9 protein-coding genes are annotated in these 14697 nt (G+C 42.3%); 3 read left to right on the forward strand and 6 right to left on the reverse strand.

Going from position 1 to position 14697, the window contains the following annotated elements; translation table 11 throughout:
• Positions 1 to 4: 4 nt before the first annotated feature.
• The 6 genes from JK628_RS09710 to JK628_RS09735 all read right to left on the reverse strand — a co-directional run bounded on the left by JK628_RS09710 (position 5) and on the right by JK628_RS09735 (position 11935).
• The gene (locus JK628_RS09710) at positions 5 to 1375 is read right to left on the reverse strand and encodes a sigma-54 dependent transcriptional regulator (RefSeq protein WP_202289277.1); all 1371 of its coding nucleotides are present in this window, start codon (positions 1373 to 1375) and stop codon (positions 5 to 7) included.
• 488 nt (positions 1376 to 1863) lie between these two features.
• Entirely contained in the window at positions 1864 to 3309 is a 1446-nt protein-coding gene (locus tag JK628_RS09715) for a hypothetical protein (RefSeq protein ID WP_202289278.1), read from the reverse strand.
• A gap of 129 nt (positions 3310 to 3438) precedes the next feature.
• Positions 3439 to 4314: an MBL fold metallo-hydrolase gene (locus JK628_RS09720; protein ID WP_202289279.1), complete on the reverse strand. Its 876-nt coding sequence runs from the start codon at positions 4312 to 4314 to the stop codon at positions 3439 to 3441.
• A 202-nt stretch (positions 4315 to 4516) separates the two neighbouring features.
• Positions 4517 to 7591 (reverse strand): efflux RND transporter permease subunit, encoded by a 3075-nt coding sequence (locus JK628_RS09725; protein WP_202289280.1) that lies wholly within the window; start codon positions 7589 to 7591, stop codon positions 4517 to 4519.
• The gene (locus tag JK628_RS09730) at positions 7588 to 10857 is read right to left on the reverse strand and encodes an efflux RND transporter permease subunit (protein ID WP_202289281.1); all 3270 of its coding nucleotides are present in this window, start codon (positions 10855 to 10857) and stop codon (positions 7588 to 7590) included. Before JK628_RS09730 ends, JK628_RS09725 begins: the two co-directional genes overlap by 4 nt.
• A gap of 16 nt (positions 10858 to 10873) precedes the next feature.
• The gene (locus JK628_RS09735; protein WP_202289282.1) at positions 10874 to 11935 is read right to left on the reverse strand and encodes an efflux RND transporter periplasmic adaptor subunit; all 1062 of its coding nucleotides are present in this window, start codon (positions 11933 to 11935) and stop codon (positions 10874 to 10876) included.
• A 1198-nt stretch (positions 11936 to 13133) separates the two neighbouring features.
• On the opposite strand from JK628_RS09735, the gene JK628_RS09740 reads away from it, so the two are divergent.
• The 3 genes from JK628_RS09740 (at position 13134) to JK628_RS09750 (ending at position 14640) form a co-directional block, all read left to right on the forward strand.
• A complete protein-coding gene (locus JK628_RS09740) occupies positions 13134 to 13520 on the forward strand; it encodes a hypothetical protein (protein WP_202289283.1) in 387 nt (128 codons plus the stop codon).
• 93 nt (positions 13521 to 13613) lie between these two features.
• Positions 13614 to 14006, forward strand: coding sequence for a hypothetical protein (locus JK628_RS09745; protein WP_202288045.1), 393 nt, complete (start codon positions 13614 to 13616; stop codon positions 14004 to 14006).
• 124 nt (positions 14007 to 14130) lie between these two features.
• The gene (locus JK628_RS09750) at positions 14131 to 14640 is read left to right on the forward strand and encodes a hypothetical protein (protein ID WP_202289284.1); all 510 of its coding nucleotides are present in this window, start codon (positions 14131 to 14133) and stop codon (positions 14638 to 14640) included.
• Positions 14641 to 14697: the final 57 nt, after the last annotated feature.

Raw genomic sequence — 14697 nt, forward strand, 5'->3', positions numbered from 1 at the left:
ATCTCTAGAGTTTGATTTTGCATTTTTTAATTAAGCGATAGAATGTTGTCCGAGAGATTTTAAGCTCTCTTGCGGCTGCTGATATGTTGTGGCTATTACGTTTGATAGCGTCTAGTAACAGCTCAGTATCTATCTCCACTCTATGTTGAGCGAGGTTGATAACATCCTCTCCATCGGACTGAAGGTTTACGATTTTTATGCCTAAATCTGTTGCAGTTAATTGATCATTGTTGGCCATAATAATGGCTCGATGGATACGATTTTTGAGTTCTCTGATATTGCCAGGCCACTGATATTCATACATTGTTTTCAGTGCTTTAGCTGTCAGCGTAAACAACTGTTCACTTGGGCTATATTGTTTGAGGTATTCATCAACGAGTAGCGTTATATCCTCTTTATGCTCTCTAAGGCTAGGGGCATGAAGATGTAGTATATTGATTCGGTAATAGAGATCTTCTCGAAAACGGCCCTCTTCAACAGCGGTTTCTAAGTTGATATGTGAGGCGAATATAATCCGGCAATCAATCGTTATAGCTACACTGCCGCCTAAACGCTCAATGATGTGGTCTTCTAAAAACTGTAACAGATTAACTTGAGATTCTAATGAGAGATCGCCGATTTCATCGAGAAACAGAGTGCCTTTATGAGCCCTTTCTATATGACCAATATATTGTTTATCGGCACCCGTGAAGGCGCCTTTTTCGTGACCAAACAATTCTGAATGGATCAAGCTCGCAGGTAAAGCCCCACAATTAATTGTAATGAATGGACCGTTGCTACGTTTTGATTGGCTATGAATTAAATGTGCGCACAGGCCTTTACCCGTGCCTGTTTCTCCACTGATTAAAACCGCTTCATCGACTTTCGCGACTTTAGCGATATTTGATCTGAGTGTATTGATCTGGCTTGAGTTACCCAATAGCTGGTTTTCATGGTTAGGGTGATTAATCGGCGGCTTACTTCGTTTCTTGAGCTTTGACATACCATAGGCATGACCTAAGGTGTGGTTGAGCTGTTTCCAGTTGATCGGTAGATGATGATAGTCGGTGAAGTAACGGGGAAGGCACGATGCTAATTGATCGTTATCAAGTGCGCTGTCCACCGATATTGCCACCCAAATAAGGCTGTTTTGAGCCTCATTAAGCGCGTTGATGGTATGCAATACTCGCTGCAGCTGAGTCTTTGAGATCAGCGCAATAGCGACATGAACATTATATTTTTGCAACGATTTTATGGCAGCCGATAGCGTACTGACGTGGAAACAGCGCCAATGAAATTGTTTAAGTTCCTCTCCACAGCAAATCCTTTCACTTGTGAGATCGAGTATTAAAATGTCTCTATAAATGATATCTATTTCTTGCTGGAGTTTGTTCACGATATTCCCTAGCGGGATGCAGCGTCAGTACTGTAGTAGCGAATGATTAATGGTTAAATTTTAGAAAGGATTGGAGGGAACGCAAGTCAATATCGATACAATGTGCCATATAATTGGCATTTGATGGTTTTTTGACGAGGCTTGTTGTTAAAACGCCCTGTATTATGTCGCCTCTTCCTTTTGTAGGTTAAATTGGCAATGTTCTCAGAGATAAATTTATAGCGCAAGCCTTTCCATTTTCAGACATACCGCTTGCCTATAACTGTCTTAAGGTTAGGCCTGACTCTTTTTGGTTCTTCACCCAGTTAGTCAAAGCATCAAGCAGGTGTAAAGCGAGCTAAATCACTTGTGCTAGTTAATGCGCTACTTTTAGTAATTCCATATGAAAACACAGTCTCTATCTGTGTGGTCTGGCTCATATGGCGAACTTCCAATGTAAAGCAGTATGCAAAGGTTGTAGAGTCATCTTCAATAAGGTTTTTTGGCGACTATAAATAGGTGAACACTAAATCATAAACTATTGCATCATCTTCCTCTGATTCAAATTTTGCGATGAGATTAAAGTGCTCCCGTGTTATATCAACTTCATCATAGTTGTCGTTGGCGTCTTTATAAAAGGCTAGCATGCCTTGTTTATCTAGTGGCAGTTGTAGTGATTTTACTGACTGAAAAAAAGCATCACTGTTACTGTCTGTAAAGAGGGACTCACTAATGTGCGCTTGATTGAGCTCCATATCATGAAATTGCAGTTGCACATTATTGCCAACTAGCCACCACTGCTTTTTATCATTGGCGATATTGATTTTGTTGGCTTGCGGGATCTGCTTGAGTAAGTTAGGCAAGGTAAGTAACTCAACATTATCGGGCTGTAAGTGCTTATATAACCACTGCTCTTGTGCGGCGGTTAAGGGAGGCATAATTTGCTTTTTTGGCTCACTTATATCACTGCTATAGGTGAAGTTAGTCAGCAGAGTCACTGGGTTATCTCTTGTTGTAGGGTGAAATTTATCAAACTGTAATATAAGACGTTGTTGCTTTTGAGTCATAGTAATTTGTTCAACGGTCTCTTTTATATCGTGCTGAGACAGCGATTTTCTTACTTGTTCAATGGGACTTTTTTGTGCCACTTTTCCCTCTATTTGCCAATTCGTATCATCAAATCCATCTCTGAAACCGATACTATTTCGGCCTGCACCAGTTAATAGTGCGAGCTCTGAGCTAACCGATTTAAGTTTATCAGCTGAATAGGTAAACCAAAGGTGACGTCCATAGCCCCATATTTTTTCGTTTTTTTCAAGTGTGAGTATGATGCTCGGTGGGCCAAGTTTTTTGGCTGTTTGTGCTGTGCTTGCGCCCAAATTGATATCGTATACACCTGTTGCGAGTGAGATATTAGCTGGGGGTAAGGTGATTGCTTGAGCTATTTCTATAGGCTTCTTTGGCGTAATGATCTTGGAGGTAAGTGTATATTGGTGTTGCATTGTTTGTAGAACGTAACCATCTGCGCGATAAGGTGCCCGTTCATTGCTAAAAGATCGGTCATCTTTACAGAGAGTGTATGGCTGTGCTTCGAAGTGCATTTTTAAGCTAGTCTCTGTTCTGATCTTCGCTCCGGTCTTACGTCTAGTCCTGTTAGTTACGGATATTTTATTGTTTCTAATCTTAGTAAATAACATGACGTCAGCACCTAGTGCTGTTGCATCTTGGCGCAATTGTTGAAGTGCTAATGCGAAAGCTGGGCTTTCTTCTATAGGCCCTAAATATTGGTATTTTAGTGCCGTCTTATTGAAAGTTATTGGCGCTAAGATCTCCACGATACAATTAGGTTTATAATCAACTATTAGCGTCTCTTCAGGCTCCGCAGCATGTACATTAGTTATCAATGTTAAACAAATAATGGAAACTAGCTTTTTTATCGTGTTTATTCTTCGCATGCTGCACAGTTCCTTGTGACAAAGAGAGTTCGGTGTTTAATCAATAATGTGTTTGAAGAGTAACGGCGCTACAATCGACGTAACTCTAATAGAGGTGCCATAAACGGCACCGAAATAGATGAATTCCAATTAGAGGTCGTTGTATAAGGTTTCTATCCACTTTTCCTCAGAAATAAATTGCCAGCTCCAACCTTTCCATTTTTCAGGCATGCCAGCGGTTTTCAATTCTGCTAGTGATAAACCAGACTGTTTTTGATCTTTCATCCAAGTAATCGATGCATCTAACATGTGCTTAAAACGAGTTAAATCACTTTTATTAGCAAGAGCACCATGGCCTGGAATAATTTTTGTCTGTTCGTCTAAACCGCGTAATACCGCCGAGACATTATCTCGATATCCTTCAACTGAACCACCAGCTTTCAAATCAATATAGGGGAACTTGTCTTTAAAGAATAGGTCGCCCATATGGACTATTTTGTCGTTACTCCAAATCACCACGCTGTCACCATCTGTATGACCTGGACCCATATGACGAACTTTTAGTGCATCACCGTTGAAATGCACCGTAATACCTTGATCATAAGTTATAACGGGTAATGCCTCCGGTGCCGTTTTATTGTCTGATGCTAACCGTTTCAATACATTATCGTGAGCCATAATGGTGCCCATTTTTCCGAAGTGGGCATTGGCACCGGTATGATCGCCATGGTAATGGGTGTTGATTATAAATTTTGGCGCCCCTGTTTGTATTTGGCTCAATGCTAAGGATATTTTGTTGGCAAGCGGGGCAAACTGGTCATCGATAATAAGCACACCATCCTCACCAGCTGAAACACCGATATTGCCGCCAGAACCGACAAACATGTAGGTTGTATTGCTGAGTTTAATCGGTGTTATTTCTACATCTTTGAATCTATCCTCGGCGGTCGCCATACTGCCTAATGCCATGGCAAATAAAGTACCGATGAGAAGGGCGGGTCGAGCTATTTTCGGTAGGGATATCATTGTAGAAACCTTTAGTGACGCGGTAGTTTGTGATTTCAATGTTACCGATAAGTTAATTTAATTGCACGAGTTATCGCTGTCGTCGAACTGGCGCACTGTAAAGCAATCAGTTACAGCAACATGAATGTTTAGCGATGAATATGGAAAGTTGGTCAACAAAAGGCTGCAATAGCAGCCTTTTGTTAGATGACTAGAAACCTTGTTAACTCATCCAAGGCAATACTTTTCGTGAAAAACGGTCGGCTTGACCAAGGCGAATGGCAGATTGATAGCGCATTCTATAGAGAGCTTGATAGCATAACGGCACCAAATAAAGACTGGTCACAGTTGAAAAGGTGAGGCCACCAATAATAGCAATCGCCATCGGTGAGTATGATGGACCGCCGCCGCCAAGTTGAGTCTCTCCCATTGCTAAAGGAACCAAACCCAATACTGTGGTACCTACGGTCATCAACACTGGACGCAAGCGGGTATGACATACTTGGCTGATAGTATCTGACAGTTCATCGAGTTCGGGTTTGAGCTGGTTAATCTGGTCGACCAATACAATGCCGTTGTTGACCACAATTCCCATCAAAATCAAAATACCAATCATCGCCATTATAGACATTGGCGTACCCGTAAACAGTAACGCCCAGAATACGCCTGTAATCGAAAACAGGATCGAGGTGATAATGGCAGTAGGTAGCAGTAAAGATTCAAATAATGCAGCCATGACAATATAGATCATCGCGATGGCTAAGATCATATTTGTTGCCATTACCGCTTCATCTTCATCTTGCTTTTGAAAACCGCCGCGCAGCGAGTAGCCATAACCTGCCGGGAAGTTTATCGACTCCATCACTTGGGTGATCTTTTCTTGGGCTTCTTCGGTGGTGAGTTCGTCCAAGTTTGCACCAATAGAGAGTGCCGTTTGTCTGTCGTAATGACGAATGGTGTCGAACCTTGGCAAAATTTCGATTTTCGCTAGGCTATCTAAGGTATAAACGCGGTTGTCGATACGAATGATTGGCAACTGCTTAAGCTTTTCGAGCGATAAGCGCCATTGCTGCTCATAGGCCATCTCAATACGTAGCTCGCCATTAGGATCATGACGGAATGAACGTAATTGAGTTCCACGCAAAGCCATAGAGATACTCGATGCAATCTCATTTAATTTAAGATCGAGTCTCGCGGCCATTTCGCGGTCAATGCGGATCACAACCTCTTGTTGTGCACCGCTTAACTCTGAACGTACATCGGTTAAACCTTCAATGGCGCTCAGTAACGGAATGACTTGCTCGCTGATGTGGATAAGCTCTGTGGTTGAACGACCCGTTAGTGATACTCGAATACCGTTATTTTCTCCACCCCAACCAAACTGAGGCGTGGCGATAGAAAATTTTGGAAACCCTTCGCGGATCATCTTTTTAAGGGCTTTCATATCAACTTCGATATCCTCTTTTAGCAACAGAGTTGATTGGCCTCTATCTGCTGAAAAGTAGCTATACACTGAGTCTATATGAAACTTTTCTTGATTTGCGTATAGATAACCTTCCATTTTATCTATCATAGCTTCGGTAACGGCTAAACTGTGACGTCCTTCAACTTGGTAGTTAATATAGAGTCGATTATTACCTTCACCATCGGATTGATCTTGTTTTACCATTGAAAGCGGTAACGCAGTTGACGCCAATAACAACAGTGCAATTACGCCGGATGTACGTGGCCTAGCTAAGATCCAGTTGAGGCTTTTATGGTAGCGTAGCTGTAATTTACTCTGCTGTACTTTTTCTGGTAGATCAAACTCCATCTTACTGAGCATCAAAGGCAATAGAGTTTTAGCCACTAACAGTGATGCCGCCAGTGAAATACAGATAGCGATTGCTACATGCTCAAGAAAAATCGTTAATTCGACTTTAACACCAACAATATTGGGTAGAAAAACAATGGCGGTGGTTAGGGTTCCAGCAAGTACAGCCAGCGATACTTTATCTACACCGTTAAGTATTGAGCTATTGTCGCTTACTGCGGTCTTATCATGTGATTGAGCTTGTGATTTTTGCAGCTGCTTTTCTTGCAATACACTCTCTGTGACCACAACTGCGTTATCAATCAGCATACCGACGGCCAGCAGCAGCCCCATCATTGAGAGAATATTTAGGCTGTAACCGAGTAAGTACATTGCAGCGAGTGTCATGCAAATCGCGATAGGTACTGATGATACGATAACTAGCGTCATTTTAAGGTTACGTAAAAACAGATATAGCACCACAAAGGAGAGTAGGGCACCAATCAAACCGGCAGTGAGTAGATCCTTAAGTGATGATGTTACGCCATATGCTTGATCTTCCATTACAAAGAGCTTAATGCCTTGGAATTGAGGATCTTGTTTAGCACTTTCAATGACCTTCATTACACGAGTTGAAACGTCAACTAAGTTTGCACCAGACTCCTTAAATACATCCAAGCCGACGGCGTAATTTTGATCCAAATGGCGACCGTCTAGACGTTCAGGTAGAGCAAATCTCACTGAAGCGATATCACCTAAGGTGATCCCTGGGGTAAGCACTAGCGAGTTGATCTCATCTAGGTTTCTAAACTCACCTTTAGGTGACACCTGATATACGCGAGAATCTGTTTTTAGCACACCAGCGCTAATAACAAAGTTCTCTTGTTGTAAGCGACGCGTTAGATCCTTAATGGAGATGTTACTAGCAGCAAGCTTATCTGCATTGATTCTAATTTCTATCTGCTTTTGCTCAACACCATATAAAGTGACTTGCGAAACACCTTCAACACGTTCAAGCGGCCTTTTGAGTTGTTTATCCAACAGATCAAATGCACCAGAGAGCTCCCTGTCACTGGATATCCTTAAATTGAGTACCGGCATATCGGCAGTACTAAATTGTCTGATGAAAACACGCTCTACATCTTTGGGCAGTAGATGACGTACAGAGTCTACTTTTTCTCGTGCTTCTAAGCTTTTAGTGGCAACGTTTTCTCCCCACTTCATTCTTAGCTCTATTTCTGCCCCGTTTTGCGATGAACTAGATCGAAGCTCCTCTATGCCGCCCATAGTCGCCAGTGTTTCCTCTAATATACTGGTGATATCCCGTTCAACTTCAGACGGTGTCGAGCCTTTATAGGGCACTTCAACGATGACCTGAGGAATATCAATGCCAGGAAACATCTCCAGTGGTAATAGTCTGCTTGAAGCAAGGCCGAAGAGTAAAATAGCGATAAAGAACATCGCCGTTGTTACCGGTCTTTTAATCGCTAAGCGTGTGATACTCATGCTTTAGCTCCTTCAGTTACCACGGCATCTTTTGAGTAATCCTTGCGGTCAAAGAGTGCATAAAGCGCGGGGATCACAACTAGTGTTAGCAATGTTGATAGTGATAGACCAAATATCACGGTAATTGCCATTGGTGCTCGGACTTCGCTGCCATCACCCAATCCTAAGGCCATAGGGGATAAACCCAAAGCCGTTGTCATGGTTGTCATGATGATTGGACGAAGGCGTGACTGCGCAGCATTTGTTATAGCGGTCAGTTTATCTTGCCCTGATTGACGCAGTTGGTTAATTCTATCAACCAGTACAATGGCGTTGTTCACTACAATACCGGCAAGCATTATCAGACCAATAAACACCACCACGCTTAGGTGGGTTTGGGTGACATAAAGCCCCAAAATACTGCCACCGACAGCCATCGGCACTGCGATAAGAATGAGTAAAGGGTGCAATAGCGACTCAAACTGACTTGCCATCACCAGGTAAACCAAGAATACCGCTAACACTAAAGCAATCTGTAATGACTGGAATGAGTGTTCCATCTCTTCATTTTGGCCGCCAAAACGCGCCTGAATTGAGGTAGGTAGTGTTTGATCCGCTAAAATTTCTCTAGCAGTTAACACGGCGTCATTAAGATCACCATAGGCCAAGTTTGCCGAGACAATAGCCACACGTTGTTGGCTAATTCTGTTAATCGCCGATGGGCCTAGTTTGAGAGTGACGTCAGCTACCGCGCTAAGCGAAATAGGGTGGCTACTGTTTGGGTTGATGATCATCGAATCGATATCACTGATTTGATTACGTTCATCAAGCTCGCTGCGAACCAGAATATCAACCTTACGATCTCGGACGGTATATTGGCTGGCAACAGTGCCGCCAATACGTTGAGCAATTCGGTTGGCAACCGACGGTGCATCCATTCCTAAGGCTGCAAGGCGCTGATGATCAAAACGAATACTTAATTCCGGCTGGCCATCACGTAGGCTGGTATTGATATCGGCAAAGCGGTCAGAGTCAGATAATGCATCGACTAAGGTATCGGCAGTCGTTTTAAGCTGGGCAAGATCATAGCCCACCAGTTCAATCTCAAGTGGTGTTTTAAAGCTGAATAGTTCTGGATGCTGGATCTTGGCTTCAAGCTCCGGGATCCTCATTGCTGTGGTACGTAATTTTTGCGTGACGGCATCAAAAGCATCATGGTCGCTAAGTACCACTTGTAAGCGCCCCCAGTTTTCTCCACCACGTGAAGTATCAGACGTCATTAAGCCGCCGCTACCCGCTTGGCTATAGGCGTGTTTAACATCTGCTCTATCTTTAATCGAAAGTGCGAGAGTACGCAGTACTCTGTCTGTTTCAGAAACTTCCGTTCCCGGTGGCAGTAGTACTTCAACGTAAAACTCACCTTGGTTCATCGGAGGAATAAGCTCCATTCCTAAGCTTGGAACTAGCAGGGCTGCACCCGCGGTAATACCCACTGCGATAGATAAGGTTAACACTTTAAATTTTAGGGCTGCAGCTAACAGGCGATGGTAGCCACGTTCAAGCAAACTATATATCCAGTTAAATGCTGCGCTTAAAGGGCGCATAACCAGTCCAACGATCCACGAAACAGAGCGGCCTAAAATGAGCGTAAATGCCAATAGCGCACTGGGTATGTAGTTGAATAACAGCACGAAAGGAAATGAAAACACCGTTGCACTGTAGTGCTTAAGTTTTCCAAGTTTTGTTACGGGTTTTACTTTCTCAGTCTTAGCTAATAGTGGCGGCAGTGTTTTGAAACCCTCACGTGAGGCCAACATCGGGATAGTGGTAAGAGCCACAAATAGCGATGCTAGCAAAGCAAAAGCAACGGTAAGTGCTTGGTCTGAAAATAGCGCACCTGCAACACCATCAACAAATACTAAGGGTACAAATACGGCGAGTGTCGTTAGCGTTGAAGCAAAAATTGCGCCTGAAACCTCTTTAGTTCCTGTCACCGCGGCGTCTAGTTTACTCATGCCTAATGATTTACAGCGGTCTATATTTTCCAGCACCACAATTGCGTTATCAACGAGTAGGCCGACGGCTAATGCTATACCGCCAAGTGACATGATGTTTAGGCTGATCCCTGCAAAATACATCATGTTAAAAGTGGCAATAACAGAGAAGGGGATGGAGATAGAGATGATAAGGGTTGGAATAATATCTCTTAAAAAGAGATAGATAACCAACATTGATAATAAACTACCGATGAGTGCTGCGGATGTGACTTCATTAACTGCACTTTCGATAAACTCTGATTGGTCGTAAATGACTTTTAGTTCAGCTTTTGGGCTATTTTTGTTGAGATTATTAATCTCATCAGTGACTTTACGCGCCACAGCAACCGTATTGGCATCACCCTCTTTATAAATGGCGAGCTCAATAGACTCTCTGTCGCCGATACGAGTAATATCGTTACGCTCTTTATGGGCATCAACAATATCAGCTACTTCAAATAGTCGGACTAAAGTTTGTGCATCGCGGTAGATCACAATTTGACCTAGCTCTTCAAGTGAGTTGAACTGGTTCAGTGTTCTTACCAAATACTCCTTGTCACCCTGAATCACTTTACCAGCGGAGAGGTTAATGTTCTCTTCGCTAATGCGAGACCGTATAAGATCGGCGCTGAGATTAAGCTGAGTCAGCATTTGTTGATTGAGTTGAATATGCACTTCCTGCTGCAGTCCGCCTGAAAGACGAACAGCCGCGACACCTGACAATGACTCAAGCTGACGCTTCAACTCCTCTTCTGCATAAGTACGCATCTGCTTGAGTTCATTCTCAGTTGCAGAACTCGCCACATCGGCGCTTGTGCTTGGAATCGATAATGCCAGACGAACGATAGGGTCCAAATTTGGGTTAAATCGCAGTAGTAGGGGCTTTTTCACATCCAATGGCAATTCAATGGTGTCGAGTTTTTCTCGTACATCAAGGCTGGCCATATCCATATCGGTACCCCATTCAAACTCGAGCACTACATCCGACATTCCTGAGCGAGAAATAGAATTAATCTTACGTAAGCCTTTAACGATACCAGCGGCTTCCTCAATCGGTTTAGAGACCAGTTGTTCAACTTCAACTGGCGCCGCTCCGATATATTGGGTGCGTATGGTAATGGTTGGATAGCTTAAATCAGGAAGTAGTTTTACTGCTAAGCGTGAAAAACCAACCATGCCAAAAAGAATGACAGCAAACATGAACATCCACACTGTAACAGGTCGGTTTACCGAGGTTTTTATTATTGACATAACGCTTGCTCCCGGTCTACTTGGCTGATGCAATATCTAAAGAGCTAATCACTTCAACCAGTGATTGATCTTTAAGATTCTGATGACCACGGATAACGATCTGCTCGCCTGATTCGATACCTGCAACGACTTCTACCGTATCTGCTTCGCGATAACCCAGTGTTACGGTGCGGCGATTAGCATTGGTTCCATCAATAACATACAAGGCAAACTCATTGTCTTGATTCACCAGTGCATTATAAGGGACAGTGATGACATCATTATGGGTATCGTATCTAAGCTCCACTCGGGTAAACATACCAGCTTTTAAAGTGGCCTTTTGGTTCGGCACTGACAGTGTCACTTTAAAGGTACCGCTTTGGGCATCAACAATAGGGCTTATGCGTAACACCGTCGCGTGAGTGGTATCTTGGGTATGCTTATTGGCAAAAATCTGTGCGTCTTGTCCTAAACGAAGATGCTGTAGTTGCTGCTCAGGCAGATGCACAATCCCGTATAGCTCGTCTTGATTAACGATATAGAACAGTTCGTCGAACTCTTTGGCCATATTGCCAGACTTTACAAAGCGAGTTGCGACAACGCCTTCAATCGGTGAACGGATCATGCTTTCCTGCACATATAGTGCAGCTAGATCGCGCTTAGCGATTGCGGCTTGAAGGTTATATTCGAGTTTAGCCATCGAGTCGGCACTAAAAAACTCCTTATTGCTGATTTTTTTCAGACGATTAAGTTCTTGTTCAATAATCTCGACTTCAGCTTGTGAGCGGTCTAAATCAAATTTTTGTCTTTTTGAATCGATAACGGCAAGGAGTTGACCTTTAGTTACGCGATCACCCTCTTCAACATTGATTGATTGAATAAGCCCAGCAACACGGGTAACCACTTTCGCTTCCTCTGGCGCTTCAAGGGTAGCTGTGGTGCTATAAAATGAGGATACATCACCTTGGATCACCGTTGTCGTCTCCACTGGGATGGCATATTTTTCCTCCTCTTTAATCTCTTCTTCCGCGCCACAGGCGCTCAATAGTGCTACAAGCAGAATAGGTAGGATGATTTTCTTGTTGTTGAGTGCTTCCATGTCTATAAACCCATTTAAGTTATTTCATTAACGCTTAATAAGCATTATGTGTGCCAAAAGTAGTATCTGTTTGTATACAATGACTTAGGTTGGCAGTGGCTTAGTATGTTGGTGTTTTTGATAAAAAGTGTAGCGGAAAGGTTTAATTGTTGCGGTTTTTAACAATATGTGGCGAAACTTGTTTCTAGCGAGTTTCAGCAGTATCTACATAAACGCTCGCTTCGCCCGTTCTTGTAATCAAAAGTAGAGCCAAGGGGAAAAGCGCTTGCGCCCGCTCTTGATTTCATAAGAGTCAATCCCTCAGCGCCCCGGCAAAATTTAAACAGCGAAATTTCCAACGGGAAAGATTGGCGTGTTCTGCTGGCTATAAGGAGTGGTGACTTTTTTGGTTTTAAATTAAGAACTAAAATGCTGAGAGTTTGCGCTTTTATAACTCAGTGCAGATTCGGCTGAGGCCGTCGAAAACAGGCCAATTCTGTTCCATACAGAATCTGGCATTTCCTCTGTCCTTGGAGGTCAGATGATTTCGTTGAGGCTTCAGGGACCCTTTCTTTTATAAAGAGTTGCGGCGAGCCTCAGTAGCGACTGCACATACGGTCGTTCATTCACATCTGACCCAACGGGATATGGGAAATGTCGTTCTAATGTCGGGAGCATCATCGACCATGTGATCACGACATTCGGACATCCTGTCCAGCACCTGCTGCAAGCAATTGGAACCAATTCGGGCAGCAGCTAACGCATTTATGCCCCTTTATGTGTTATCTCCAGTAATTTGTCCTATGCAACACTGGCCTCTTTGTAATACTTTTTCTCATCAGTCGGAAAGGTATGGGTTCCGTCTAGCGAGAACCTTTTAGTTAACCAATGCTTGTACTTTTATACAGTAGTATCGGTTTTGTGCGGTTAATCTCTAAATTTTGCGCAATCAGTTCACGGTTTGCTATTGAGTGAAAAGAGAAAGTGGCGTAAATTCAGTAAGATGTAAGTGTGCGTTCATGAAAAGTTCAGATAACCGGAAAGCAAAGTGTGCGACTCACTTTTCTCCCTAGGTGTATTGGATACAATCTTAAGCGTAAATGTTTAATGAGCTGTTATTAATGATTTTTTCAGACTTTTTACTGTGCACGCTTTTTCAACATGGCCTGGCAAAACGCGCACGCCGTATATTAAAATGTTAGCTGTACAAGGAGTTACATTGAGCATTGTTAAACAATCAAGCCTATTTACCATATTCCTGATCGTTTTCGGTTTTTTACTCCGCTACTATTCTGTTTATAGTTCAGGTTCTAATATTAGTACTTTTGGTGTTGCCTTAAGTGTATTGGTAGCTGGTTTAATCGGTGGCGTAGGCTTCTTTCTAGGCCAACTAATAATAAAAGAATCACTAGCTATTAAAAATTTAGCATTATCATCAATTTTTGTTTTCTTTATGGCACATAATCTAAGTAATTTATTAGGCTTGTACCAGATATCATGGTTCGCATACACAGGTGTTCTTTTTTCTATAGCATTTGTAACAGCATTACGCGCTCCAAAAATGTTTAACAAAAGTCAAAGTACAGCTAACAAGTCTCTAAATTAAGACTCACCAAGGCTGTCATGCCATTTGCTGAGCAAATCGCCCGCCAGCACATGGCTCACTTATTAGAGGGGCGTTATACATCAAGGATAGTCCATGTCAGTGTTTGAGATACCTAGGTATAAAGAAAATCCAATTTATCTTTTTTTTGAGTCCTACATCTTAAATACATTAGGTTTTGTTAGCTCAGATAGATATAAACAAATTCAAGAAATGAACATCCAAAAAGTTTTTGATTCATCTCATTCTGATTGGCCTTTGGTTGTTGAAGAAGTATTAGATCTATCCGACACAATTCATATTGCTATTAAGCACTTGTGGCTGAAAAATAGGGAGTACTATTATGAGTCCGAAGAAGGGTACTTAGCTTTTGCTCAAGACTTCACTGACAACTACATGAAAGCTGAGTCTGAAATAGATATTTGGACTAAAGAAAGCTTAGCGTTTGCTATTACATACATAAACAGCAGTGGTGAATTTGATGTATAACAAGCGCCTAAACTCCGACAATGTTATGTTGTCATGGTTTTGGCAAACAACGCAAAAAGCCATGCCAACACATTGCGTGTTAGGCGGGCGTTATGTGTTTAATTAAGTTTCGAGTAAAGATTTTATGATTGAGTGGTTTGTTAAAACTTTTGGGACAGCGGCACAGCAAGCGACACTATTCTCGATTTGTGTTTCAACCTTACTCGCGGTGTCCCTATTACTTTTAAACCAATGGTTTAGCAAGCGAAAAGACAATAGGAATCTTCGCATCGTAAAACTGGAAGAGTTTGCGGCTGCGATTTATTCATATGAAAGACTTTGCTTTGATATCTTATCTCGTCTTTACAATCATCCTCCTACAGATCAAAAGACAATAGACAAAATGGTTGAAAGCGTCGAGCTTTCTGACAGAATTGAAATGTTATCAACTCTCTATTTCCCAAATATTCCATTTGAGCCAAAGACAACACAATCAATAGTTTACAAAGTACATCGTCAGTTTGACATTTTGGAATTGAATAACAAAACAAACCCTAAAACTTATGTATCTTACAAAGATGCAACTGAGCAAATAAAAGAGACTCTTACAGATTTAAAGTCGTCAGTTAAGCAAGAAATGGGAAAACACACATAACAAATTGCTTAAGTCTGATTCGTATTAGCAAGGCGTTATCCGATTGCAATACTTTCC

Source organism: Shewanella sp. KX20019, from assembly GCF_016757755.1.
Classification (GTDB): Bacteria; Pseudomonadota; Gammaproteobacteria; order Enterobacterales; family Shewanellaceae; genus Shewanella.